General features: G+C 34.5%; 25 protein-coding genes. 13 read left to right on the plus strand and 12 right to left on the minus strand.

The window, feature by feature from the left end:
- Positions 1–93: 93 nt before the first annotated feature.
- Entirely contained in the window at positions 94–1,176 is a 1,083-nt protein-coding gene (gcvT, locus tag M0M44_RS14340) for a glycine cleavage system aminomethyltransferase GcvT (RefSeq protein WP_248726262.1), read from the minus strand.
- 234 nt (positions 1,177–1,410) lie between these two features.
- Here gcvT and M0M44_RS14345 point away from each other — a divergent pair, with 234 nt between their 5' ends.
- From M0M44_RS14345 to M0M44_RS14355, 3 genes are all read left to right on the plus strand, one after another.
- A complete protein-coding gene (locus M0M44_RS14345; protein WP_248726263.1) occupies positions 1,411–2,259 on the plus strand; it encodes an NAD(P)H-hydrate dehydratase in 849 nt (282 codons plus the stop codon).
- 407 nt (positions 2,260–2,666) lie between these two features.
- Positions 2,667–3,449 (plus strand): HipA family kinase, encoded by a 783-nt coding sequence (locus M0M44_RS14350; protein ID WP_248726264.1) that lies wholly within the window; start codon positions 2,667–2,669, stop codon positions 3,447–3,449.
- Positions 3,439–3,822 (plus strand): DUF3037 domain-containing protein, encoded by a 384-nt coding sequence (locus M0M44_RS14355; RefSeq protein ID WP_248726265.1) that lies wholly within the window; start codon positions 3,439–3,441, stop codon positions 3,820–3,822. Before M0M44_RS14350 ends, M0M44_RS14355 begins: the two co-directional genes overlap by 11 nt.
- Before the next feature lie 339 nt (positions 3,823–4,161).
- Here the strand turns inward: M0M44_RS14355 and M0M44_RS14360 are convergent, their stop codons facing one another.
- The gene (locus tag M0M44_RS14360; RefSeq protein WP_248726266.1) at positions 4,162–5,277 is read right to left on the minus strand and encodes a pectate lyase family protein; all 1,116 of its coding nucleotides are present in this window, start codon (positions 5,275–5,277) and stop codon (positions 4,162–4,164) included.
- Positions 5,278–5,515: 238 nt separating this feature from the next.
- Between M0M44_RS14360 and M0M44_RS14365 the strand changes: the two genes are divergently transcribed.
- Positions 5,516–6,094, plus strand: a complete 579-nt coding sequence (locus M0M44_RS14365; RefSeq protein ID WP_248726267.1) for a Crp/Fnr family transcriptional regulator — start codon at positions 5,516–5,518, stop codon at positions 6,092–6,094.
- 306 nt (positions 6,095–6,400) lie between these two features.
- Here M0M44_RS14365 and M0M44_RS14370 read toward each other — a convergent pair whose 3' ends face one another.
- The 4 genes from M0M44_RS14370 to M0M44_RS14385 form a co-directional block, all read right to left on the minus strand.
- Positions 6,401–6,949, minus strand: coding sequence for a HutD family protein (locus M0M44_RS14370; RefSeq protein ID WP_248726268.1), 549 nt, complete (start codon positions 6,947–6,949; stop codon positions 6,401–6,403).
- A gap of 183 nt (positions 6,950–7,132) precedes the next feature.
- A complete protein-coding gene (locus tag M0M44_RS14375; RefSeq protein ID WP_248726269.1) occupies positions 7,133–7,639 on the minus strand; it encodes a GNAT family N-acetyltransferase in 507 nt (168 codons plus the stop codon).
- A gap of 224 nt (positions 7,640–7,863) precedes the next feature.
- The gene (locus M0M44_RS14380; RefSeq protein ID WP_134141032.1) at positions 7,864–8,451 is read right to left on the minus strand and encodes a hypothetical protein; all 588 of its coding nucleotides are present in this window, start codon (positions 8,449–8,451) and stop codon (positions 7,864–7,866) included.
- A 56-nt stretch (positions 8,452–8,507) separates the two neighbouring features.
- A complete protein-coding gene (locus M0M44_RS14385) occupies positions 8,508–8,984 on the minus strand; it encodes a hypothetical protein (RefSeq protein WP_248726270.1) in 477 nt (158 codons plus the stop codon).
- Between the two features lie 198 nt (positions 8,985–9,182).
- On the opposite strand from M0M44_RS14385, the gene M0M44_RS14390 reads away from it, so the two are divergent.
- The 6 genes from M0M44_RS14390 (at position 9,183) to M0M44_RS14415 (ending at position 12,172) form a co-directional block, all read left to right on the plus strand.
- On the plus strand, positions 9,183–9,572 hold the full coding sequence (locus tag M0M44_RS14390; protein WP_248726271.1) for a helix-turn-helix domain-containing protein: 390 nt from the start codon (positions 9,183–9,185) through the stop codon (positions 9,570–9,572).
- A 195-nt stretch (positions 9,573–9,767) separates the two neighbouring features.
- Positions 9,768–10,442, plus strand: coding sequence for a hypothetical protein (locus tag M0M44_RS14395; RefSeq protein WP_248726272.1), 675 nt, complete (start codon positions 9,768–9,770; stop codon positions 10,440–10,442).
- The gene (locus M0M44_RS14400; RefSeq protein ID WP_248726273.1) at positions 10,418–10,600 is read left to right on the plus strand and encodes a hypothetical protein; all 183 of its coding nucleotides are present in this window, start codon (positions 10,418–10,420) and stop codon (positions 10,598–10,600) included. The genes M0M44_RS14395 and M0M44_RS14400 overlap by 25 nt, the downstream gene beginning before the upstream one ends.
- 16 nt (positions 10,601–10,616) lie before the next feature.
- Complete coding sequence (locus M0M44_RS14405) at positions 10,617–10,904, plus strand: helix-turn-helix domain-containing protein (RefSeq protein ID WP_248726274.1); 288 nt, start codon at positions 10,617–10,619, stop codon at positions 10,902–10,904.
- A 185-nt stretch (positions 10,905–11,089) separates the two neighbouring features.
- Entirely contained in the window at positions 11,090–11,413 is a 324-nt protein-coding gene (locus tag M0M44_RS14410; RefSeq protein WP_248726275.1) for a hypothetical protein, read from the plus strand.
- A 3-nt stretch (positions 11,414–11,416) separates the two neighbouring features.
- Positions 11,417–12,172 (plus strand): hypothetical protein, encoded by a 756-nt coding sequence (locus M0M44_RS14415; RefSeq protein ID WP_248726276.1) that lies wholly within the window; start codon positions 11,417–11,419, stop codon positions 12,170–12,172.
- A gap of 49 nt (positions 12,173–12,221) precedes the next feature.
- Here the strand turns inward: M0M44_RS14415 and thrC are convergent, their stop codons facing one another.
- The 3 genes from thrC to thrA all read right to left on the minus strand — a co-directional run bounded on the left by thrC (position 12,222) and on the right by thrA (position 17,403).
- A complete protein-coding gene (gene thrC, locus M0M44_RS14420) occupies positions 12,222–13,511 on the minus strand; it encodes a threonine synthase (protein WP_248726277.1) in 1,290 nt (429 codons plus the stop codon).
- Between the two features lie 365 nt (positions 13,512–13,876).
- Positions 13,877–14,800 carry a homoserine kinase gene (locus tag M0M44_RS14425; RefSeq protein ID WP_248726278.1) on the minus strand — a complete coding sequence of 308 codons (924 nt, stop codon included), beginning with the start codon at positions 14,798–14,800 and terminating at the stop codon, positions 13,877–13,879.
- Between the two features lie 155 nt (positions 14,801–14,955).
- On the minus strand, positions 14,956–17,403 hold the full coding sequence (thrA, locus tag M0M44_RS14430; protein WP_248726279.1) for a bifunctional aspartate kinase/homoserine dehydrogenase I: 2,448 nt from the start codon (positions 17,401–17,403) through the stop codon (positions 14,956–14,958).
- 648 nt (positions 17,404–18,051) lie between these two features.
- Between thrA and hutH the strand changes: the two genes are divergently transcribed.
- The 3 genes from hutH to M0M44_RS14445 are packed head-to-tail and all read left to right on the plus strand — an operon-like array spanning position 18,052 to position 21,631.
- The gene (gene hutH / locus M0M44_RS14435) at positions 18,052–19,566 is read left to right on the plus strand and encodes a histidine ammonia-lyase (protein ID WP_248726280.1); all 1,515 of its coding nucleotides are present in this window, start codon (positions 18,052–18,054) and stop codon (positions 19,564–19,566) included.
- Between the two features lie 49 nt (positions 19,567–19,615).
- Complete coding sequence (locus tag M0M44_RS14440; RefSeq protein WP_008462731.1) at positions 19,616–20,260, plus strand: DUF47 domain-containing protein; 645 nt, start codon at positions 19,616–19,618, stop codon at positions 20,258–20,260.
- 30 nt (positions 20,261–20,290) lie between these two features.
- The gene (locus M0M44_RS14445; RefSeq protein ID WP_248726281.1) at positions 20,291–21,631 is read left to right on the plus strand and encodes an inorganic phosphate transporter; all 1,341 of its coding nucleotides are present in this window, start codon (positions 20,291–20,293) and stop codon (positions 21,629–21,631) included.
- Positions 21,632–21,716: 85 nt separating this feature from the next.
- Here M0M44_RS14445 and M0M44_RS14450 read toward each other — a convergent pair whose 3' ends face one another.
- The 3 genes from M0M44_RS14450 to M0M44_RS14460 form a co-directional block, all read right to left on the minus strand.
- Positions 21,717–22,235 carry a DUF421 domain-containing protein gene (locus tag M0M44_RS14450; RefSeq protein ID WP_248726282.1) on the minus strand — a complete coding sequence of 173 codons (519 nt, stop codon included), beginning with the start codon at positions 22,233–22,235 and terminating at the stop codon, positions 21,717–21,719.
- A gap of 99 nt (positions 22,236–22,334) precedes the next feature.
- Entirely contained in the window at positions 22,335–23,702 is a 1,368-nt protein-coding gene (rimK, locus tag M0M44_RS14455) for a 30S ribosomal protein S6--L-glutamate ligase (protein ID WP_248726283.1), read from the minus strand.
- A 140-nt stretch (positions 23,703–23,842) separates the two neighbouring features.
- Positions 23,843–26,389, minus strand: coding sequence for an ATP-dependent Clp protease ATP-binding subunit (locus M0M44_RS14460; RefSeq protein ID WP_095930861.1), 2,547 nt, complete (start codon positions 26,387–26,389; stop codon positions 23,843–23,845).
- Between the last annotated feature and the right edge of the window lie 233 nt (positions 26,390–26,622).

A 26,622-nucleotide genomic window follows, 5' to 3' on the forward strand; every position in this document is an offset into this window, starting at 1 on the left:
CACACGCTAAATAATTTAACTCGAATTTGCCTATTTTGAAGAAAAAAAAATGCGTTACAATCGTAACGCATTTTTAAACTATAAAGTCAAAACTTATTTCTTGTAAAACGGTAATTTAACCACTTTTGCAGGAACATCATTTTTTCTGATTCTAATAAAAATATCGCTGTCAACCGTACTGTTTGCAACGGTTACATATCCTAAACCAATTCCTTTATTCATAGAAGGAGACATAGTTCCAGAAGTTACAATTCCGATTACTGCTCCAGAACCATCAACGATTTCGTAATCATGTCTTGGCACAGCGCGCTCTTGCATTTCAAAAGCAACTAATTTTCTTGTAACACCGGCTTCTTTTTGTTTTTTAAGCGCTTCAGAATTGGTGAAATCTTTTGTAAATTTCGTAATCCATCCTAAACCAGCTTCAAGAGGAGAAGTGGTATCATTAATGTCATTTCCGTAAAGACAGAATCCCATTTCTAAACGTAAAGTATCACGTGCAGCAAGACCAATTGGCTTAATGCCAAAAGAAGCTCCGGCTTCAAAAACTTTATTCCAGATCGCCTCAGCGTCTGCATTTTTGCAATAGATCTCAAACCCACCAGAACCAGTATAACCAGTAGCAGAAATAATGACATCGCTAAAACCTGCAAAATCGCCTACTTCAAAATGGTAATAGGTAATAGCAGACAAATCAACAGAAGTTAAAGACTGCATAGCTTCAACCGCTTTTGGACCTTGAATTGCCAATAAAGAATAATCATCAGAAACGTTTTTCATTTCAACTCCCAAATCATTGTGAGAAGTAATCCAGTTCCAGTCTTTTTCAATATTTGAAGCATTTACAACTAGTAAATACTCTTCCTCTTTCATTTTATAAATAATCAAATCGTCAACAATTCCGCCTTCATTATTTGGAAGACAAGAATATTGCGCTCTACCAATTGTCAAAGTAGACGCATCGTTTGAAGTCACTTTTTGAATCAAAGCCAAAGCATTTGGACCTGTCAGCAAAAATTCACCCATATGCGAAACGTCAAAAACTCCTACGCTGTTACGAACCGTTTCGTGTTCAGCATTAACCCCTTCATAAGTGATAGGCATATTATAACCAGCAAAAGGAAGCATTTTCGCTCCTAAACCTTCATGTATGTGCGTAAGCGCAGTATTTTTCATTGTGTTGTTTTATAAAATTGTTTTGCAAATCTATTCAAAAAATATCAAATTTGAATGTCTTAAATTATAAATTTCGCAATAATTAGGAGCTATTTCCTGCTATCCGCTATATCTTTTTGTTTTTAAAGAAAAAACAAAAAGGATGCCGCTACTATCAGGGCTAGGGCTAACAGTTTCAAAAGAACAATCATGATTTCGATTTTTTCCGTAATTTTATTATATAAAAGTATTCAAATGAAATCATCGTATTTAATTACAAAAGAAGAGATTCTGAAATTATACAAACCAATAGATTCCAAAGCGCACAAGGGAACACAAGGTCATGCGGTGATTATTGCCGGAAGTTATGGCAAAATAGGAGCAGCGGTTTTAGCCTCAAAATCCTGTCTAAAAACAGGCTGCGGACTCGTAACAACTTTTGTACCCAAATGCGGTTACCAGATCCTTCAAATCTCCATTCTAGAAGTGATGGTTGCAACCGATGAAAACGTCAATTTTATAACCAATATTCATCTGCCATTAATTCCGCAAGCAGTTGGATTTGGCCCAGGAATAGGGAAGGAACTCGGAACGCAAAAAGCTTTATTTGAGTTTTTAAGAGTCAATAAAGCGCCTTTGGTTTTAGATGCCGATGCATTGAATATCATTTCAGAAAATTTATCATGGTTAGAATTGGTTCCAGAAGACACGATTCTAACACCTCATCCAAAAGAATTAGAACGTTTGATTGGAAAATGGAACTCTGAAGCCGAGAAATTTCAAAAAACAATTGCTTTTTCAGAAAAATATAAAGTGATTGTGGTTATGAAGGGCGCACCAACATTCATTATCAATAGAACTTCGGTATACGAAAATACGACTGGAAATGCAGCGTTGGCAACAGCAGGAAGCGGAGACACATTAACCGGAATCCTCACAAGTCTTCTAGCACAAGGCTACGAACCCAAATACGCCTCAAAATTTGGCGTCTACCTCCACGGACTAACAGCCGATCTAGCTCTCCCAAAAACGGGCTATGAATCTTTTACAGCGTCTACAATTATTAAGTATTTAGGAAAAGCTTTTTTGGAATTAGAGAATTAGAGAATTAGAGAATTAGAGAATGTGTCAATTAGATAATTAGTTGTAAGTTTTGTCATCCTGAGGAACGAAGGATCACAAAAGAAACTCTGCACAGTAACCATAAAGTAATTTGTCAATCTTTGTCGAGCTCCTAGTGTGATCCTTCGTTCCTCAGGATGACAAGTCAAATGTTTTATTCTGCAATAAAAAACTTTGTGACCTTTAAAAAAAGCAAAGCAAACTCAAAAAAACTCAGCGCTCTTTGCGTAAAACCTCCGTGGACTTTGCGCTACAAAAAAACTTCTCAGTTAGAAAAAAAAATCTAAAATCTACCCTCTATAATCTAGAATCAAAAATTGTAAGTTTGTAATGTCAAAGATTAGGAACTTAGCAACTCAGAACCTTAGCATCTTTGAATCTTAAAAAAAATGAAAAACAACTTCGATCTCAGAACGGTAAACGTCATGCGATATATAACGCCACTGCGTGAAGGCGGTTCTTTACCTGCTTTAGCAGAAGCCGATGACGATTTTAAATACGTATTAAAATTTAGAGGAGCCGGACACGGCGTAAAAGCCTTAATCGCTGAATTAGTTGGCGGACAAATAGCAAAAGCTTTAAAACTACAATTGCCAGAATTAGTATTCGCCAATCTCGATGAAGCTTTCGGAAGAACCGAAGCTGATGAAGAAATTCAGGATTTATTGCAAGGAAGTCAAGGGTTAAACTTAGCGCTTCACTTTTTATCTGGTGCTATTACTTTTGATCCTGCTGTAACCACGGTAGATACTAAATTGGCTTCGCAGATTGTTTGGCTAGACGCTTATATTACAAACGTAGACAGAACTTTCAAAAACACCAATATGCTGATTTGGCATAAAGAATTATGGCTGATTGATCATGGTGCGTGTTTGTATTTTCATCATTCTTGGAACAACTGGGAACAGCATGCTAAAAGTCCGTTTGCATTGATAAAAGATCACGTTTTATTGCCACAAGCTTCGCTATTAAAAGAAGTCGATGCCGAATTTAAAGCCATTTTAACCCCAGAAATTTTAGAAGAAATTGTCAATACAATTCCGTTAGACTGGCTGCAATGGGAAGATGCTGACGAAACTCCAGAAGCATTGCGAAATGTTTATTTGCAGTTTTTAAAAACAAGATTAGAGAATTCAGAAATATTTGTAAATCAGGCTCAAAATGCAAGATAATCACTTATACGAATATGCTGTGATTCGTGTTGTGCCAAGGGTAGAGCGCGAAGAATTCCTGAATATCGGAATCATTTTGTTTTGCAAAAAAGCCAAATTTATTAAGGTTCTTTTTCATTTAAATAAAGAAAAAATACAAGCGCTTTCTTCGGATTTCGACATCGAACAGTTAGAATGCAATTTAACTTCACTGGTTAAAATTGCTAACGGAGCCAAAGACGGCGGTCCAATTGCCGAATTTGAAATTCCAGAGCGTTTTAGATGGTTAACCGCAATTAGAAGTTCGGCAATTCAAACGTCAAGACCTCATCCGGGTTTGAGTCAGGATTTGGAGAAAACGATTCAACGTTTGTTTGAAGAGTTGGTTCTTTAGTGAAAAGGGGCAAAGGGGCAGAGGTTCAAAGTTACAAAGGTTTTTTGTAGAGACGGACTGCAGTGCGTCTAACATTACAATTTAAAAATCTCGTAAAAAGTTATTATTCAAGTAAAATAATTTATTCCCATTTTTGTCATTTCGACGAAGGAGAAATCACACTAGAAACTCCGCAATCTTAATCGCCAATCTTTGTCGAGTTACGCGTGTGATTTCTCCTTCGTCGAAATGACAAACGGTATAAAACCTGAAACCTGAAACAAAAAAACAAAGCCACACATTATAATAATGCATGGCTTTAAAAACTAAACTAACTCATATTTTGCTATCCAGAGGCAATTAAAAAGAGCCGCAAACATTTCCTCCTAAAGTAGGTCCTGCATTGGCGGAAACATCAGCTTTAACCGCAGTTTTAGCCAATTTTACGATTGAGTAAGGCGGAGTAAAAGCAGTACCACTTCCAGCCTGAGTTCCTGTTACACTTGTAAATACGTTATCAGTAGCAGTAACGGCAGTATAACCTGACATTAAATCGATTGGATTTTTTACACCTTCAAAAACATTGCTTTCTACGAAAATATTCGCTTCAAAACCTGCAGCGATACATTTGTTGCTTACTGTGCTGTTAAAGAAACTGTTTACAATATGCACTTTTCCAAAACGAACTCTTGGCATTCTTTCTTTACAGCCTGGAGCCCACCAGCATCTTGCAAAAGTGATTCTCAATTTACCGCGATCAGCAGTTGCACCATCGCTTGAACCAATTAAATTTGAATATCTATGATCATCTGATCCTCCAGAACCGCCTGCTTTTGGTGGTTTTAAATAATGAAATTTAGAATACGTAACCGAGATATAATCTGATTTGTTTTTGATGTCGAAGTTTCCATCAACACCATCTCTAAATTCGCAATGATCTACCCAAACGTTTGTACATTCGTCAAGGATTGCATTATCCCATCCGTCAGTGTCGTAAGCGCCTGGACCTTCAAAAATCAAGTTTCTGATGATGATGTTTTTACATCTTTTAATGTTGATGATTCCAGAACCATCTTTGGTTTGATTCGTTGAAACTAATTTTGCTCCACTTGCTCCATAAATTGTTTTTCCAGTTTGATCTTGAAAAGACAATCTTGTTGTAATTGTAATGGTTCCAGAGACTTTAATCACTTTTACAGAAGTGTTCTCAATAGCCGATTTCAACTGAGCATAAGTAGTAACTGTAGTTTCGGCAGCAGAGCCACCACCTGTTGTGCCTCCGTTTTGAGAAGCCCATCCAGGAACTTCAGCACAGTTTCCGATTTTACCCGTTGGATTGGTTGCAGGTGTTTCAACGGTTGTTTCATTTGTTGGAGTACTTGCTTCAGTGTTTGAAGCGATTTCTTCAGAATTACATGCCGTAAATCCGAAAATCAATGCTGCAGCGAACATTGAAAGTTTTGATTTTAAGTTCATAATAAGTTTGGTTATTTATAAAAGTTTAACAACGCAAAACTCAATATTATTTATAGGAAAAAAGTTGAACAAGTTCAAACTTTTACAAAAAAATCTACGAAATGTGTTTTTTTTAACACTTGTAAATTTACAAAAATGCACAAATAGCGTATTTTTACGTAATCGATTACATTGATTTTAAGCCCCTAATTAAGATGAGTCGATAAACAAACTTATTCCTTAAACAAAAACCACAAAAATGTACAACCTACTAAGAAAAAACATTGAAAGGAAAATTCCGCTCACAGATGAAGAATGGGATATTATTGTCTCTAAAGCAGAATTGATAAAGCTGAAAAAGAATCAGTTTTTGCAAATTCAAAATTCTCATAATAGTTATGAGGGATTCATTTTGAAAGGATCATTTAAAACCTACATTCTAAACGAAAACGGAACTGAAACGGTCATTTTCTTTTCTTTCGAAAACGAATGGATGTGTGATCTGGAAAGTTTTTATCACCAAAAGCCCACAACGTACAACATTAAAGCAATTGAAGACAGTGAAATAGTGGTCATCAATAAAATGCAAAAAGCGTATTTGTTTGCTGTAATTCCGAAGCTTCTTAAGTTTCATGTCCTAATGATCGAAAGAGCCAATGTTGCCATTCAGCAGCGGCTTTTAGATGTACTCAACAAAACCTCAAAACAGCGTTATCTTGATTTTAAAGAGCGTTACCCGCAAAAGGTAAGTTCGATAAATAATAAGAATCTTTCTTCCTATTTAGGTGTTTCGCATGAGTTTTTATCGAAGATTAAAAAGGAGATGCTAAGATCCTGAGATGCGATAGTTCTAGGTTCTTATTTCACGCAGATTTTTTAGGCTCTTTTGTCATTTCGATCCCGAGGCTTCGGGAGAGAAATCTTCGCACGTAACTCCGCAAAGTATCTCGCCAATCTTTGTAGAGCTTCTAGCGAAGATTTCTCCTTCGTCGAAATGACAAACTATATGGCTTTTTGCTTAAAATACTTTGCGTCTTCGCTCCAGATAGCTATCAGAATTGCGAGATTAAAAAACTTAGCGAATCTTTGAGAAATTCTCTGCGAATCTCTGTGGAATAAATTTAAACCAATTTTGTTCTCTCGATTAAAAATCCAATATTCCAAAGAGACATTCATTAGAAAAATGAAGCCTTATATTTTCCTTTTCTTCATTTTCAATAAACAATAAATCATAAGGTTCTAAATCGTACGGCTTTTCATTAACTGTAATAACTGTTGTATCTAAAGAAAACAAAATTACTATGTCAGCATTACAATTCTGATTGTTGCTCGCTATTTCGAGTTTATGATGAGATGTTTTTTCAGAAACCATCCAATTAAAATCAATGCCTTTTGTAAAAGAAGTTACCTCATCATCCGAATTAAATTCTATGATTTCATATTTCCTATATGCTTTTTTTTCTTTGTTTATCTCAATCTCTAAGCCATTATCAAGCATAACCAAATATCGGTAATAGCCTTTAAATTTGGTAAACTCTGAAGGTACTTCCTCTATTGTAGCACTGCTTATTCTAAATACAAAATCTCTATCGGCATACTTTGCCATTTTGGGATAGATCATATATTCATATGTCAATCCGCCACTCCAAACAGAAGCTTTACTATCTTTTTTAGGAAAAACGTGTACGTTCATTTTCTGTTTTTTTTAGTATTTAATCTCAATTTTGTCATTTCGACTGAAAGGAGAAATCGCACTAGAAGCTCGACAGAGATTGGCGATTCTGTTTGCGGAATTCCAGGTGTGATTTCTCCTTCGTCGAAATGACAAACTGTATGGAAACTTTGCGTTTAAACCTGAAACTTGAAACAAATAAAACTAAATCTTCTTCTCCAAATAGATAAACTCCAAAGGCACATCAGAAATCGTAACGTGAATTTCGCTTTGTGGGAAAGCTTCTCTTTTACCAGTATCAGCATAACCGTGGCGTTTGTACCAAGCCACAAGTTCTTCACGAACCGAAATAACGGTCATAATAATACTCGATAATCCTAAAGTTTTAGCATGATTTTCGGCTTCTGCCAAAAGCTTTTTCCCGATGCCGCTGTTCTGAAGTTCTGGCGAAACCGTCAGCATTCCTAAATACAATTGATGTCCTTTTTCAACCAACAAAACCGAACCAATAATCTTGTCATTTTCTGTAAATTTCAGAATCGTATTTTTTGGATCCAGAAAGATTTCGGTCATTTCGGGTTCGTCGGTTCTTTTTCCTTCTAGTAAATGCGCTTCGGTTGTCCAGCCTTTTTTGGAAGTTTCACCTCTGTATGCTGAGTTTATTAAGATGGTTAATGCTGGAATGTCTTCGATTGTTGCTTTTGTAATCATATTAAGCTGACTGTATTATAAATATAAATGGTTTCCAGATTTAACTGGAGAAAATTTGAATTGCCTCCAGCTTTAGCTGGAGGAACAAAGTTAGAGCAGAAAATGGCTTTAGCCTAATCTTTTGTGTTTTTTGGCTAAAGCCGATTTAGTTTGCAAAAACAAAACCTCCAGCTAAAGCTGGAGGCAATTGATTTTTTGCTTTATGTAAATATCTTTAGCTTCAATTAATACTTTGGAGTATTTTCTTTAACTTTTTCTAGTAATTGATTTTCTTTTTCAATCACCTTTTCAAAAGGAGATTTTTTAGGTAAATGATCGTTTTGATATTTTTCTATAAGAGGAAGAGTTAAAACAATTTTCAAAGCAGTATGATAATTGGTTATTTCAGTTCTTTTCTTGTTAATAGTAGTTACCAGACTCTCGATTTCAGCTTTTTTAGAATCATATCTATCTGAACTTTTACTAATTAAATTTAGAATTTTCTTTTTCAATATACTATCTCTGATACCTTCAGTGTTACCTTTGGCAGAGCCATAGTAACTATAAGATTTATCGTCGTAATTATTAAAAATCTCAGTAGTATCTCTAGGATTTATTTCATTTAATTCATCTTCTAAAGTTTTTAGTTCAGGAGATTTATTTACAAGTTCCTGATATAAATCATCTACTAAATCATTTCTACTTTTAAATCTTCCTATGTCAATACTCTTCTCTTGTAAGGCGCTTGGTTCTTCTTTACTCCCGTCGTTACTTTCACTTTTTTGGCAAGAGATTAAGAGAAGTAATGAAGATAATAGTAATGGTTTTTTCATGGTTTAATTTTTACATTAGATAAAAACGAATCTACAAAAACTTCCTGATTTCTTAATCATTCAAATATTCCCCAAATATACCTATCGTCTACAATTGCATTTGGATTTTCGCTTACTTTTTCTAAGAAAAGGCTGAAGTTGTTATAAGTTCTTAGCTTATAAATTAATTGTTGGCCTTCATGGTCTATAATTATTTTCCAGACTCTTCTTTTGTTAATAGTAACCATAGTTCTTCTCGCTTCAATAATTGCGGAGAGAGGATACTTAATTACAGGCTCATTTGATTTTATTAGGTATAAATTATTTTCATCGAAGTAAAAAACCGTAGTGTTAAAGATGAATTTTTCTAAACCCCAGAAAAATGGTGTTGGTGCTGATAATCTACATAGAGTCCACAAATCGAGACCTGTTCTTTTCTTAAATTCTATTGCTCTTTTTTCTCTATAGTAATCAACCCAAGATTGAACTTTCGGGTAACAGATAAGAGAAATAATAATTAATGCTAAAAAGACCAGAACAATGTTTGTACCCATTTTAAATTTTATTGTTTTTTAATCAAACATAATCAAATTTTAAAAAGAAAGCCACAGAGAAAGTATTTTTTAGATTTATTGAATGGTAAGTTTGAAAAACAATAATTTATGTGAAATATGAAATACGTATCTTACAAAAACAACTTTGTTTTTTACCGAAATCTATTTTCGTTTCAGAATTTTAAATATCTTTGAATTATGAGTACAGCAATAAAACCAAAACATATCGGCAGAAATATAAGCCGTATCAGAGAGCTTAAAGATATGAAACAGGAAGCACTGGCACAGGCTTTAGGAATGAGCCAGCAGGCAATTTCTGTTATTGAAAACAGCGAAACTGTAGACGAACAAAAACTAATTGAGATTGCAAAAGCTCTTGATGTTTCTGTTGAAGCAATTAAAAACTTTTCAGAAGAAGCGGTTTTTAATATTATTGGAAATAGTTTTCAAGATCATGGTGCTATTACTACAGGCAATTACGGTTGTACTTTTAATCCTTTAGATAAAGTGGTTGAACTTTACGAACGTTTGGTGCAAGCTGAAAAAGATAAAGTAGAGTATTTAGAGAAATTATTGAACGGGAAATAAACGTTTTGAAGATATATTGAATTGAGAAGAGACCTTTGATGAGGTCTCTTTTTTATTTTAAACTTTTTGAGTGATGTGGCTAGATTTAGAATGAGGTGTGTTTAATACATGTGCAGGTATTAATTTTTTGTTAAAAATACATGTTTCACTTGTAATTTTTAAAAATGTTTGTATCTTTGTCTAAAATTATGAAATATGAAGTCGGTAAGAATAAAAAAAGATAGAAGAATGATAAGTCTTGTTCAGCTTAGTAAGAGAACAGGCTTGCCACAATCTACAATTATTGCAATTCTTAATGAATCTGGTTATAATGTTTTTGGAGATGGATCATTTACTTTTCTAGATCAAAATCAAGTTAGAATAATTTCGGGTTTTTATGTTAAAGCCGTTAATTCATTATTTCAGGATTTTAAAAATAAACGAAAAAGAGGTTTTGAAAATTCAGCTAATTATTTTAGTTTTTTTCTAAATTTCATTAAGCAAGAAGATTTGTTTTTTGATAAACTAAGTTTATCATTTATTCCAATTCTTGATTGTAATTTAGATAATGATTTAATTATAAATTTCTTTTATAGAAATGTTTATGTAATACAAACCAAAACGATTTCTAGAGATAACTTTTTTGTAATAACTAGAAAGATATTGAAAAAAATTAGTTTAAAAATCAATAAAATTAATAAAGATTTAAGGGCTTTTTTATCTCCAATTTTAATTTCAAATCATTATTATATTTTTACAGATGATGAAGATATTTCGAGAATCAAAAATTCATTTTTTTGCTTCTCTTGGAATAACTTTAGAAGAGAAGCTTTTATAAAATTCAACATTTATTTTAAGCAAATCTCATGGAAAAATATAAATTACTCATAGAAAATATAAAACAAAGTGACTTATCTGAAGAAGATAAAAATACATTAATTTCAAAATTATCGGATAATCAATTAGATTTAGACGATTTTATAAAAGGTTTTCTCGGAATCTGTTCAATCAGTAAAGAGATATTAAAATTGTTCGGAATTGATATCTGAGCTTAATTAACTAGTTATGAATATAGGGAATGCAATAAAATTGTTAAGAAAAGAAAAGAAAATGGGGCAAAGAGATTTGGCAGAGAAATGTGATATTTCTATAAATGCTCTAAGTCAGATTGAAATTAATGCCTCTTTTCCGCAGAAAAGTACAATCGAAAAGATATGTAAGGCACTTGATATTCCAGTATCTTACTTATTATTTTTTTCAATAACAGATGAAGATATTCCGCTAGAAAAACAAGAAATTTTTAATGTGTTAAGTAAAACAATTAAAACAGTTCTTGTTGAGAAAGTCAAGTAATAATTTTATGATTCTTTCTTAATATGCCTTACAGATATAAGCCACAATTACAAAAGAATAAACACGTAATTGTGGCTTTAAAATTTTATAAAAAAGATGATATTTCCTCCTGCTGACGCGAGCGTCCCGCTCGTGCCTATTGTGGAAAATCATATTTAATATTTACAACTAACAAACCAAAAAAGATGAACGAAAAAGTATTTGAATTAGAACAGAGATTTCAACCTTTTTTATTGGGCAATGATTATACATTTGTTGGACCTGAAGATCAAAATTTACTAATACAACCATTTGCATCTAATGCAAATTTAATTGCACCTGTGGTAGCTTTATCTAGGACAATACACCATGCTCTTTCAAATAAAGAAGCGACATTAAAAGCTTGCCAACTGTTACCTGCTGGAACGGAGTTAAGAGTATATGTAGTTGTATCTAATGGACACACGACATTGATGCATGCAAGTATTGACGAATACTGTAGAAGAAACAAAATCGATTTTGAAATTTGACAAATGACTGACAATTTAAATTTTAAAAATTTAGGAATTTTGTTTACATTTTACTCCATAGTCTACGTTTTCGTATACTATGGGTTTTATGGTGTTAATATTTTTTATTATACTGATTTACAAGGTGTTTTGACACTTTTTCTTAGTAATATGATTAAAATCCTGATTTTTGTGACTATTGTTTTAATCGCTTGGATGGGCATTTCGGAAAAAAATATTGTCGTTAGTCAGGCATTCAATAAAGTTTCTTTAAGAAGAACATTATACATTTTAATATTACTTCTGGTAATTTTTGTTGGCGCATGGGCTCTTCTGCTATCAGGTATTAGAACTCCCTTACAAAAGAAGGCAATATTTATTGCTTTTATAGCAGTGGGCATTCTATCCGCGATTGATAGATTAAGCAAATTAATTTTCTTTAAATTTAAAATATCAGCAAACAAGCTTAAGATGTATTTTTTTGTTTTGTTAATAGTACCATATTTCATGTGTCAACTGATTTTACTGGAAGTAAACTACTTTCCGAAAACTGATCATTTATTTTTTTGCTATAATGAATATAAAACCGTAGAAACAGGGGAGAAATTCAATCAATATTTGATTGGGAAAACAAATGATAATATTTTTATCTATGACAAATCCAAAAATCAAACCCTTATTTATGAAATGAGTAACGTGAAAGATTTTATAATTTTTGATGCGCCAGCTCCCTATTTACTTCCTAGTATTGGAGCTCCTATGCCAGATAAAGCACCATAAAAAAAAACGGCTTACAAAGCCGTTTTTTAATATAACATATTTAAGCGAACTAATCTAAAAACGCCTTCAACTCCTCATAAGTCCCAATCTTAACACTAACTTTTTCCTCATTAATAACACTCTCAATTTGTTCAGGAATAGAAAGCGTAATGCCCAAAGCAGGTTCAACAACATCCAGAAATTTAATAGGATGCGCCGTTTCTAAGAAAACACCAATTGCGTTGTCATGTTTTTTCAATTCTTTTTTCAAACCTAAATAACCAACAGCGCCGTGCGGTTCTGCGATATAACCGTTTGTGTTATAAATTTTCTTTAGGGCTTCGAGTGTTTGTTCGTCTGTATAGCTGTAAGAAGAGAAATCTTTTTCGAAAGCCTTTAAATCATTATTATATAATTCCTGAATTCTAATAAAGTTACTTGGGTTTCCAACGTCCATGGCGTTAGAAATTGTGGCTTTAGAAGGTTTCGGGTCGTATTTTCCATTTTCTAAGAATCTTGGTACGGTGTCGTTTACGTTTGTAGAAGCTACGAAATGTTCAATTGGCAAACCTAATTTCTTTGCCATAATTCCGGCGCAGATATTCCCGAAGTTTCCGCTTGGGCAAGAGAAAACTAAAGGTTTGTTTTGGCTTTTCAAAGCTTTGTAAGCAAAGAAGAAATAAAACATTTGCGGTAACCAGCGCGCAATATTGATCGAGTTTGCCGAAGTCAGGTTTTTGTGCGCTAAAGTTTCATCTAAAAACGCTTTTTTTACCATATCCTGACAATCGTCAAAAACACCGTCAACTTCAAGCGCTTTAATGTTTTGCCCTAAAGTCGTCAATTGTTTTTCCTGAATATCGCTCACTTTTCCTGACGGATATAAAATGACAACATCAACGCCGTCAACGCCAAGAAATCCGCTGGCAACGGCTCCGCCTGTATCTCCAGAAGTCGCTACTAAAACGGTGTTTTTAGCATCTTTTTTATCTTTATTGAAATAGCCCAAACAACGAGACATAAAACGTGCTCCAACGTCTTTAAAAGCCATTGTCGGCCCATGAAATAATTCTAACGAATAGATTCCGTCTTCGACTTTCACAACAGGAAAATCAAAAACTAAAGTTTCGGCAATAATTTCTTTTAGTTTTTCAGCAGGTATTTCATCGCCTACGAATTGTTTAATCGCTTCAAAAGCAATTTCTTCGTGGCTTAAACTTTCAATTTTATCAAAAAATGAAGGGTCTAAAGACGTGATGCTTTCTGGGAAATATAATCCTTTATCACTCGCTAATCCTTGTATAACAGCTTCTTGAAAAGAAACTTTTGGGGCATTGTGGTTTAAACTGTAGTATTTCATTTTTTTTTATTGCTTTAGGCTTTAGATTTTAGATTTTTGGAAGGAAATTCCAAATTTTTAAATTCCAAATTCCAATAATTTATATTTTCAATTATGTTTTGCTTTTGTCAGGTTGAGCGAAGTCGAAGCCCCGCAAAGTGTAGACATAAAGTTTGTCATTTCGACTGAAAGGAGAAATCGCACTCGAAACTCCGAATTGAAATTCGCCAATCTTTGTCGACAAACTAGTGCGATTTCTCGTTCCTCGAAATGACAAACTGGACGGTTATGCTTTGTGTTTATACTTTGCGTTGGCTTCGACTTCGCTCAGCCTGACAAACGCTACGTATTTATTTTTAATTCTAAATTTTTAATTTTTAATTGAATTAAAGAATTCTTACTCCATCAGGGTTTATTTTCGAAACATGAATTTCATATGGTAAACTCATTTTTTCGTACACTTCGCTCATGGCTTTTGCGATTTGGTCTGCGGTTTCTTTTCCTCTGCTTAATGCGAAAATTGATGGGCCAGAACCAGAAATTCCAGAACCTAAAGCGCCGTTTTCGTAAGCCGTTTGTTTGATTAAATCGAAACCTGGAATTAAAACACTTCTTAGAGGCTCAACGATTTCGTCATGAAGCGATCTTCCGATCAAATCGTAATCTTTAGTGTAAAGACCTGCAACCAATCCGCCTACATTTCCCCATTGCATAATGGCGCTTTTTAGGGAAACATTTTGTTTTAAAACCGAACGTGCATCAGACGTTTTCAATTCAATCTGCGGGTGAACCACCGTTGCGTACAATTCCTCTGGACTGTCAATTCTGATAATATCAAGCGGCGCATAACTTCTTACCAAAGTAAATCCGCCTAAAAGGGCAGGAGCAACGTTGTCGGCATGCGCGTTTCCGCTGGCTAATTTTTCGCCCTGCATCGCAAACTGAACCAAATCTTTACGAGAATAAGGTCTTCCTAATAATTCATTAATTCCGAAAACCGCTCCAGCAGAACTTGCAGCGCTGCTTCCGATTCCGCTTCCGGCTTTGATATTTTTGTAAATTTCAATTTCAAATCCGAAATCTAGTTCGTCTAAAGTTTCAAGCATGGCTAAAGCTGCAACTCCAGAAACGTTTTTCTCGGTTTCCAAAGGCAGATCGGCACCCACAATTTTTGTGATTCGAACTCCTTTTTGATCTACTTTTCGAACAATCATTTCATCGCCCGCATTGTCTAAGCAAAGTCCAAGTACGTCAAATCCGCATGAGAGGTTTGCGATAGTTGCTGGGCAAAATAGTTTTATTTCTTTCATTTTTGGTTGGTTTTGCCACGAAGGCACAAAGTCACAAAGTTTTTATTTTTTTTTTGCCACGAAGGCACTAAGTTTTTTTATTATTAAGAATTTAAGTTTCTGAGCTTAAAAAACTTAAAAACTTAGCGCCTTTGCGTCTTAGCGGCTAATAAATATTACACATTCCCGATACGGATTACGTCAGCAAAAATTCCTGATGCTGTAACTGCTGCTCCAGCTCCGGCTCCTTTTATCAATAAAGGCTGATCTACGTAACGATCGGTGTAGAAAAGAACAATATTATCTTTTCCTTCCAAATTGTAGAAAGGATGATCTTTTGGGATAAATTGCAGGCCAACGCTTGCTTTTCCGTTTTCGAATTGCGCTACATATTTCAATCTTGAATCTTTCGCTAGAGCTTCATTATAAATACCTTCAAAATGAGCAGCGTGTTTGATTAACGATGCAAAGAAATCCTCGTTGTTTGTTGTTGCTAAACATTCTGCTGGCAAAAACGATTCGTTTGCAATGGCGTCAATATCCATTTCGTAACCGCTTTCGCGAATCAGAATCAGGATTTTACGCGCTACGTCGATTCCGCTTAAGTCAATTTTTGGATCTGGCTCTGTGAAACCTTGAACTCCTGCTTCTTTTACCACATCGTGGAAAGAATTGTCTTTGTCGAAATTGTTGAAAATGAAGTTCAAACTTCCCGATAAAACCGCCTGAATTTTATGCACTTTATCGCCAGAAGCAATTAAGTTTTTTACGGTGTCTATAATTGGCAATCCCGCACCAACATTCGTTTCAAACAAAAACGGAGCGTTGTACTGGCGTGATAAGCTTTTTAGTTTTTTATAATTGTCGTAAGCCGAAGAACAAGCAATTTTGTTGCAAGTTACAACCGCAATACTTTCTTTTAAGAATTTCTCGTAGGCTTCAGAAACCGTTGCATTTGCTGTAATATCCACAAAAATACTGTTACGTAAATTCAGTTCTTTTGCACGTTTGATGAATGCTTCGATGTCTGCAGTTTCGCCTTCAGCTAAAGCCGAATCCCAATTTTTTAATGAAATTCCGTCTTCATCAAAAATCATTTTTCTTGAATTTGATAAAGCAATTACGCGAACATTGATCTTTAAATTATCTTTTAAAAATTTTCTTTGATTGTGAATCTGCTCGATGAATTTTTCTCCCACATTTCCAACTCCCATTACAAATAGGTTCAGCTGTTTGGTGTTTTCTTCGAAGAAGTTTTCGTGAAGTGTATTCAATGCCTTTTTAACGTCTCTTTCGTTAATTACAGTCGAGATATTTCTTTCAGAAGCACCTTGCGCAATCGCACGAATGTTTACATTGTTTTTTCCTAAAGTGCTGAACATTCTTCCGCTCAATCCTTGGTGATTTTTCATGTTTTCGCCCACCAAAGCAATAATGCAAAGATCTTTTTCTACGTAACAAGGATCGATTTTGTTTTGTGAAATTTCGATTTCAAAAGCGCTGTTAATCGCAATTTCAGCATTATCAGCATCCGAATTTAAAATTCCGATACAAATAGAGTGCTCAGAAGAAGCCTGAGTAATAAAAATGACGTTGATTTTTTCCTGAGACAATACTTCAAACAAACGTCTTGACGAACCCGCAACTCCAATCATTCCCGGACCTTCAAGAGTTAGAAGCGAAATATGATCTATATGGCTAATTCCTTTTACAACAGTATCTTTTGATGAAACCTGACTCGAAATAAAAGTTCCCTCGGCTTCTGGCTCAAAAGTATTTTTGATTAAAATTGGAATATTTTTTCTTAAAACCGGTTGAATTGTTGGAGGATACAACACTTTTGCACCAAAATGCGATAATTCCATCGCTTCCTGATACGAAATGTTTGCAATTGGCTGTGCTTGTTTTACAATTTTTGGATTTGCAGTAAACATTCCGTTTACGTCAGTCCATATTTCCAGTTGTTCTGCATCGATTGCTCCAGCGATAATGGCTGCAGTATAATCAGATCCTCCGCGCCCTAGAGTCGAAGTGATTCCGTCTAAAGTCTGCGCAATAAATCCTGGAAGGATATTTATTTTGGATTTATTCGAAGCGAAATAATCTTTTATTAACTGATTTGAAACTTCGAAATTAACTGCTGCTTTTCCGAAATTATTATCTGTTTTTATTAACTCGCGGCTGTCTTTGTAAACAGCATCTTTTTCAGTTTGCTGAAATGCCTGAGCAATGATAAAAGAAGAAAGCAATTCACCAAAACTTAAAATAGTATCGGCAGTTCTTGGAGATAATTCGCCAAGCAAGAAACATCCGTCCAATAAAGTTTCTAAATGGTTGATGATTCTTTTTACATGGCTTAAAAGACTGCTCTGTTCGCTTACCGGAATCAGTTCTTTTAGCGTGTCAAGGTGTTTTTTCTCGATTTCGGCAACAACCTCTCTAAAGCTTTCGTCGTTTGCCGCTGCTTTTGCTGCCGCCAATTGCAGTAAATCTGTCACTTTGCTTAGGGCAGAAACTACAACAACTAATTGGTCTTGTTTTGCTTTTTGGTTAACAATTTCGAGAACGAGTTTTATATTTTGAGCATTGGCAACCGAAGTTCCGCCAAATTTTAATACTTTCATTTTTGATATTTTTTAATAAGGTGCAAAGATTTTGAGTAACAAAGGTTCAAGGTTATTGGCTATGAACTGAAACTGAAAACTGCGACTTTTTTTTTTCTTTTTTGTAAATGTTTTTTATGTATCCAATAACTCTCTTCTTTCAAGAAAAAAGTATAGGTAACCTAGGATGATATGTAAAAATGTATACCCCTAAGGGGTAGTAGTTGTTGTAGTAGAAATAATGGTAGCAGCAATTGCAACTCCTGTTGGAGATGTAATAATTGTAGATTGATATTTTATGCTGTTACTTTTCATTTTTGATTTTTCAAAAGTACAGCTTTTTATAAGAGTTAAAAACTTAAAAGGCTTTTTTACGAATATTTTAATAATTCAAATCTCTATAAATCAATATTGAGTATTTGTTAAAATTGCAGATGTTAAATTGATGTTTTGGTATATTTTGGAATCTATTTTTTGGTGATTTAGTCTAGACAAAAGATTGAAATTTAGGTAAAAACAGCCTGAAAAGTGAGAGAAAGCAGGTTGTATGGCTTAAAAATAATTGTTAAAGCTTTTAAATGAGTTTTGTTGAAATTTTAATTATTGTGATAAAATGTTGCTTTTTAATATTGATTTGTTGAATTTTGGCGTTTAAAATTTAAAATCATCATGAGAGAGATTCATTATATAAGTTCAGAAACGATTACTTTAGAGACGTTACAAGAAATTTTAAGCCAAAATAAAAAACTTGAATTATCGGAGGAAGCAAAAGTAAATGTTCAGAAATGCCGTGATTATTTAGATAAAAAAATGGCATCTCATACTGCACCAATTTACGGAATCAATACAGGTTTCGGATCTTTATATAGTGTAAAAATCTCTAATGAAAATTTATCTAAACTTCAGGAAAACTTAGTGAAATCGCACGCCTGCGGAACAGGAGAGGAAGTTCCAGCGGAAATTGTGAAAATGATGCTTTTACTTAAAATCCAATCTTTAAGTTACGGACATTCTGGAATTCAGTTAATCACATTGCAACGTTTGGTTGACTTTTACAATAATGATATTCTGCCAATTATTTATACGCAAGGTTCACTTGGAGCTTCGGGAGATTTAGCGCCTTTGGCACACTTATCTTTACCTTTAATAGGGGAGGGAATTGTGCTTTTTGAAGGAAAGAAAGTGGCTTCTGCTGAGATTTTAAAACATTTCAACTGGGAACCGATTGTGCTTCAATCAAAAGAAGGTTTGGCTTTGCTGAACGGAACGCAGTTTATGAGTGCGTACGGAGCTCATATTTTAATTAAAGCATATAAATATTCGTATTTGGCCGATTTAATCGGAACCATTTCTTTAGAAGGTTTTGATGGAAGAATTGAGCCATTCAACGAATTGATACATTATATACGTCCACACAAAGGACAAATCGTAACGGCACAAAGAATTACTGAATTCTTAGACGGAAGTGAAATCATCACTCAGGAAAAGAAACACGTTCAAGATCCGTATTCTTTCCGTTGTATGCCACAAGTTCACGGAGCTTCAAAAGATGCGATTGATTATGTTAGAAAAGTATTCAAAACAGAAATCAACTCAGTTACCGATAATCCAAATATATTTATAGAAGCCGATCAGATTATTTCTGGCGGAAATTTCCACGGACAGCCTTTAGCATTGGCTTTAGATTTTATGGCAATTGCTTTGGCCGAATTAGGAAGCATTTCAGAAAGAAGAACGTATCAGTTAATTTCAGGATTGCGCAATCTGCCAGCATTTTTGGTGGATAATCCAGGATTGAATTCAGGTTTAATGATTCCGCAATATACCGCGGCAAGTATTGCCAGTCAGAACAAACAATTGGCAACTCCAGCGAGTATCGACAGTATTGTTTCAAGCAATGGCCAGGAAGATCACGTGAGCATGGGAGCGAATGGTGCTACAAAAGCCTTACGAATTTTAGATAATTTAGAGCGTATTTTGGCAATTGAATTATTAAATGCTTCACAGGCCATTGCTTACAGAGAGCCCCTGAAATCAAGTGATTTCATCGAAATGTTCTTAAGCAGCTACAGAGAAGTGGTGCCTTTGGTAAAAGAAGATAGAATCTTACATAATGACATAGAAAACACGGTTTTATTCCTTTCGAGTTTTCAAATTGAAAACGATTTGTTAACAATGGCTTAACACTGAAACGTGTTATTGAAGGTAATTTTGCACTATCAAAAATAAAACAATGTCAATAAACAGTATTTTCCAATTTTTAGTGCCGAAAGACAAAAAATTCTTTCCACTTTTTGAAGAGGCTTCTAGCAATTTAATTGAATTAGCTTCTAACTTACACGAAGCTGTAAATTTACCATTAAAAGAAAGAGAAATTCTTTTTCAAAAGATTGACGAATTAGAACAAAAAGGAGAAGACATTACGCGTCAGACTAACCTTGAGTTAAGCAGAAACTTTATTACTCCATTTGATAGAGAAGATATTCACACGTTAATTACTTCAATTGACAACGTTGCCGATTACCTTCATGGTGCATCGAGCCGTATGAGATTGTATCAGGTTGATAAGATTACAAAATCTATCAGAAAAATGACAGAGATCAACCTTGAAGCTTGTCAAAACATTGATAGTGCTGTAAAAGAGTTGAGAAACTTACAAAATTTTAAAGTTATTAAAGATGCTTGTGCTAGAATCAACAAACTAGAGAACAAGTCTGATAACGTATATAACAAAGCAGTTTTTGAAATTTTTGAAAACGAAACAGATGCTAAAAATATTATTAAATATAAAGAAGTGTTATCTGTTTTAGAATCAGCAACAGACAAATGTAAGAGTGTTGCGAACATACTAGAATCTATTTCTGTAAAACATTCTTAATTCAATTTTTCAATCTGAAGTTATAATTTTATGACGCTACTTATATTAATTATAGTATTAGCCTTAATTTTTGATTACATCAATGGTTTTCATGATGCGGCAAATGCTATAGCGACTGTTGTTGCAACAAAGGTTTTGACACCTTTTCAGGCGGTTGTCTGGGCAGCATTTTTTAACTTTCTGGCTTATTGGGTTTTTGGATTTGGTGTTGCGGATACTGTTGCGAAAACAGCGCACACAATGGAAATTAACCTGGTTGTTATCCTAGCCGGAGTAATTGCAGCAATCTGTTGGAATTTATTGACTTGGTGGTTAGGAATCCCTTCAAGTTCTTCGCATACATTAATTGGAGGTTTTGCAGGAGCTGCCGTTGCGCACGCTATTGCAGTTCATGGTTTTTCTGGTTATGTTGGAGAAGACGGAGCAACTCACTACTGGTATGAAATTGTAAGCTGGTATAAGGCTGGTAAAGATGGCGGAATGCCCTCGGGAGTCCTCATTATTATTGCTTTTATCGTATTAGCGCCACTTTTAGGAGTTATTGCATCTTACTTAATTTCTATTTGGCTGTTAAATGCTTCACGTAAAAGTATCGGACCAAAAATCTTTACTGTTGCTTTGATGATTGCAACTATTTGGTTTGTTTACGTTCAAATGGTTTCTTATGAAGAAATTGTAGAGCACGGAAAACCTCGTTTTGATTCTCATTTTTGGAGTGTAGTCTTTGACTCTCATAACATTAAATGGTTCTTAGTTGCTTTTATCATTTTAACAGTAAGCGCATTCTGTTTAATATTCAGCAGTTTAAATCTTCATCAAGCCGATGCTGCTTTAAAGAAAATGCAATTATTATCTTCTGCGGCATTTAGTTTAGGCCACGGAGGAAATGATTCTCAAAAAGTAATGGGTATTATTGCGGCTGCGGTTGCGGTATATATCAATACAAACCCAGGAGTTCATATGGATGCTTGGTTAGATGTTGTGCTTCCAAACGATGATGCAGGTATTAAAGGTGTAATGCCAAGCTGGATTCCTTTAGCGTGTTATTCTGCCATTGCAGCAGGAACTTTAAGTGGTGGATGGAAAATTGTGAAAACCATGGGTTCTAAAATCACAAAAGTAAGTTCTTTCGAAGGTGTTGCTGCTGAAACTGCTGGTGCTCTAACGCTTTATTTTACAGAACACTTAAAAATTCCAGTAAGTACAACGCACACTATTACAGGTTCTATCATTGGAGTTGGATTAACAAAACGTGTATCTGCAGTTCGTTGGGGAGTTACCGTAAGTTTAATCTGGGCTTGGATCTTAACTATTCCAATTTCAGCTATTCTAGCAGGTTTGGTTTATTTTATTCTAAGTGTATTTATGTAATAAAATGATTATTGTGAAATGTAAATTTCATTTCTTTTAAATATAAAAAAAGCCGATTTCAATTTGGAATCGGCTTTTTTATTGGCTAAAACTTTTGAAGATTTTTATGATTGTGTTTTCGTTTGTAGTGTGTCTGTTTAAGGTGTTTCTGGTCTTTCGAAATGATGCTTATGGTGCCGTCAATTTCAAGCATAGCGAGTTTAATGTCTGTTAAATGTTCTAAACCGTGTTCGCGAGCGGCTTCTTTTAGTTCTTCGTGCGAAACATCCAATCGGCTTAAAGTTTTAAAATCTAATACGCCATCATGTATTAATATTTCAGGTTTGCCAAGTAGTAAGTCACCAAGAGTTTTGAATCTCTTTGTTAATTTTTTGATGGCAAAGTTTATGACAAACAAAACTAAAGCGGCGATTAAACCTCCAACAAGACTAGTGTCAGGCCCAACCATTGCATTTTGAACAGAATTACTAATCAGTAAAATAAGGATAATGTCGGCCGTGTTTAATTGCGAAAGTTCTTTTTTTCCAAAAATGCGTAGCGCAATGGTCATGAAAAAATAAACAGCAACGCTGCGCACAATAATATCTAAATAAGGAAAATGCATATTTTTTATTTTAAAGTTAAATAAAAAAGCTTTGCCAAGTTTTAAACTTTGGCAAAGCTGCTAAATTATTTATGTAGAATTAAGTTTAAATTAACTTAACTATAGTTTGAAATTCTTTTCAATAGCTCTAATCATTTCTCCTGCCACATCTTTGTTAGTTGCGCCTTCAATTCCTTCAAGACCTGGAGAAGAGTTTACTTCTAGTAATAAAGGGCCTTTAGAAGAACGAATAATATCAACACCTGCTACTTTTAAGTCCATTGCTTTTGCGGCTTTTATAGCGATCTTTTTCTCTTCAGGAGTGATTTTGATAACAGATGCAGTTCCTCCAAGGTGAATATTGGCTCTAAATTCGCCAGGCATCGCCTCGCGCTGAATCGCTGCAACAACTTTTCCGTCAATTACAAAGCAGCGAATATCTTTTCCGTTGGCTTCTTTAATAAATTCCTGAACTAAGATATTGGCATTTAAACTTTTAAAAGCATTGATAACACTTTCTGCTGCTTTTTTGGTTTCGGCCAAAACAACACCTTTTCCTTGTGTTCCTTCTAATAGTTTTACAATTAAAGGCGAGCCTCCAACCATTTTGATAAGATTGTCTGTATCCAACGGAGAATTGGCAAATCCGGTAGTTGGAATATCAATTCCGCTATTTAAAAGCAATTGAAGCGAATATAATTTATCTCTCGATTGTGTAATTGCTGTAGCCGAGTTCAAGCAAAAAACTTTCAAAGCTTCAAACTGGCGCGTTAATGCACATCCGTAAAAAGTAATACTTGGTCGTATTCTCGGAATAATAGCATCAAACTGATTTAATATTTTTCCGCCTCTATAGTGAATTTCTGGGGTTTTGGCGTCCAATTTCATGTAGCATTCCTTAATGTTTAAGAAATGCATTTCGTGGCCGCGCATTTCTCCCGCTTCCATGATTCTTTTGTTGCTGTACAATTCCGGATTACTGGCTAAAAGTCCAATTCGTAAACCAGAAGTTGCTTTTTCAGAATTTTGGTATAATTCTTTTAAAGATTCAGCTGTTGGCTGTCCTAAAAGATATTTTTGTTCAGGATCAACCAAAACCCTTCCGCTCATGGCTTCACGCCCTAAAAGCATTCTAAAACCCATAGAATCGCGATTGGTTAAGGTCATTTCGATTGGCCATTTGGCGTCGCCAATTTTTAAGTTGGTCTGGATCACATAACGATGTTCTCTAAAACCGCTCGAACTTTTTACAATTCGTTTATCAACCAAAGGCGCTTCACAATGAATAATGGTTTTGATATTATTCTGAATCGGGTTAATGTCAAATTTAACCCAATTGGCATCATTTTTTATGAAAGGAGCTATGTTTAAAGCATGCATTGCCGAAGTTTTAGCACCAGAATCAACGCGAGCCTTGATTGTCGGGATTCCAAGTTCTGGAAATGAGCACCATTCTTCGCTACCTAAAATGACTTTATTTTGAAGCATATTTTGTTTTTTATTATAGAATTTAAATTCAAAAATAGCTATTTGCTTTTACTAAAGATAGTGATTTTTAATAAAAAAAATACCCGTTATGTTATGAAAACGTAACGGGTATATTATGAATGTTATAATTTTTGACTAATTTATTGATTAGTCGGCTCTTCGGCTTTATGAATCTCTACTGATAATTCTTGAGAATCTTCTTTTAGATCCATCATAATTTCATCACCAGAATGTATTTTTGAAGTGATGATTTCTTCGGCTAGCAAATCTTCAACATATTTCTGAATAGCTCTTTTTAGCGGTCTTGCTCCAAATTGTTTGTCAAAACCTTTTTCGGCGATAAACGCTTTTGCTTTATCAGTTAAGCTTAATTTATAGCCTAGCTCTGCAATACGAGAATAAAGTTTTTTCAATTCGATTTCGATAATCAAATCAATATCAGCTTTTTCTAATGCATTAAATACAATTACATCATCAATTCTGTTTAAGAACTCAGGAGCAAAAGTTTTCTTCAAAGCGTTTTCGATAATGCTTTTTGAGTTTTCATCAGCCTGAGCTGTTCTTGCTGCAGTACCAAATCCAACACCCTGTCCGAAATCTTTCAACTGACGGGCACCAACGTTAGAAGTCATGATAATAATAGTGTTTTTAAAGTCAATTTTACGACCTAAACTATCCGTTAAATATCCGTCATCTAAAACTTGAAGCATCATGTTAAAAACGTCTGGGTGTGCTTTTTCGATCTCATCTAAAAGAACCACACAGTATGGTTTTCTGCGAACTTTCTCAGTCAATTGACCACCTTCTTCGTATCCAACGTATCCTGGAGGCGCTCCAACTAAACGAGAAATTGCAAATTTCTCCATGTATTCACTCATATCGATACGAACTAAAGCATCTTCAGAATCAAATAATTCTTTTGCTAATACTTTTGCCAACTGTGTTTTACCAACACCAGTCTGACCTAAGAAAATGAATGAACCAATTGGTTTGTTCGGATCTTTAAGTCCAGCTCTATTACGTTGAATAGAACGAGCGATTTTTAGAACAGCTTCATTTTGACCAATTACTTTGTTCTGAATTAATTCAGGCAATTGAGCCAATTTGTTGCTTTCTGTTTGAGCAATTCTGTTAACAGGAATTCCAGTCATCATAGAAACAACATCGGCTACGTTATCTTCTGTAACTTCAATTCTGTTGTTTTTAGAATCTTCTTCCCATTGTTCTTGTGCTGTAGCAAGATCTTTTTCGATACGTTTTTCATCATCGCGAAGTTTGGCTGCTTCTTCATATTTTTGTTTTTTAACAACCATATTTTTCATTTCGCGAACTTCTTCTAACTGACGTTCTAAATCCAAAATTTGTTTTGGAACATCAATGTTAGTGATGTGTACACGTGAACCAGCTTCGTCCATTGCATCGATTGCTTTGTCTGGTAAGAAACGCTCAGACATATATCTGTTTGTTAGCTTAACACAAGCTTCGATTGCTTCTGGAGTGTAAGTTACGTTGTGGTGATCTTCGTATTTATCTTTTACGTTGTTCAAAATTGCGATTGTTTCTTCAACAGAAGTTGGTTCTACAATTACTTTTTGAAAACGTCTTTCTAAAGCACCATCTTTTTCAATATACTGTCTGTACTCATCAAGAGTAGTAGCTCCAATACATTGAATTTCTCCTCTAGCTAAAGCAGGCTTAAACATATTTGAAGCATCAAGAGAACCTGTTGCTCCACCAGCGCCTACAATAGTGTGGATTTCGTCAATAAAAAGAATAATATCGTCGTTTTTCTCCAGCTCGTTCATTACGGCTTTCATTCTTTCTTCAAACTGTCCTCTGTATTTTGTTCCTGCAACTAAACTTGCTAGGTCAAGGGTTACAACACGTTTGTGGAAAAGGATACGCGATACTTTCTTTTGGATAATACGTAAAGCAAGTCCTTCTGCAATAGCAGATTTACCAACTCCAGGTTCTCCAATAAGAAGCGGATTGTTCTTTTTTCTACGGCTTAAAATTTGCGATACACGCTCAATTTCTTTTTCACGTCCTACAACAGGGTCTAATTTTCCTTCTTCAGCCATTTCTGTTAAATCTCTCCCAAAATTATCTAAAACTGGAGTCTTAGATTTTTTGTTTGACTTATTGGCGGGATTATTAAAACTGCTTTCTTTAAGACTGTCATCTTGTCCTGAATCATCATTATATGATTCGTTTCTTGGCAAGTTTTCTAAGAATTCTTCTTCGTTTGGAGTCATATTTAAATACTGTTCTTTAGCTACGTCATAATCTATTTTTAGTTTATTCAATAGCTTGGTTGTTGGATCGTTTTCGTTTCTCAAGATACATAACAGCAAATGTGCCGTGCTTATCGATGAACTTTGAAATACTTTTGCTTCAAGAAAAGTGGTCTTCAGGGCTCTTTCTGCCTGTCGGGTAAGATGAAGGTTTTTCTTTTCTGCATTTACTTCAACGCTCAAGTTGGCAGGGCTAAGTACTTCTACTTTTCTGCGTAAATGATCTAAATCGACAGCTAGGTTATTAAGTATATGAATAGCTTTTCCGTTACCATCTCTTAAAATACCTAGCATAAGATGTTCTGTACCAATAAAGTCGTGCCCTAAACGAAGAGCTTCTTCCTTACTGTACGTAATTACATCTTTTACTCTTGGTGAAAAATTATCATCCATAATATATAATTGGTATTGTAAATTTAGTGAATTACTGTTTTAAAAACAAAAACCGTACCTTCAAGAACTACTGTCAGCTAATAGACGAAAAAAAAGACAATAAAAGAGTTAAAAAACGCTTAATTTATTAACTAAAAGCCGAAATAAAGTTGTTAATAAATCATTTAAATAAGTGTAAGGAAATGGCTGAAAAAATTTTAAAAAAACGTATCTTGGCACGCTTTGAAAACTAA

This window comes from Flavobacterium humidisoli (genome assembly GCF_023272795.1).
GTDB lineage: Bacteria > Bacteroidota > Bacteroidia > Flavobacteriales > Flavobacteriaceae > Flavobacterium > Flavobacterium humidisoli.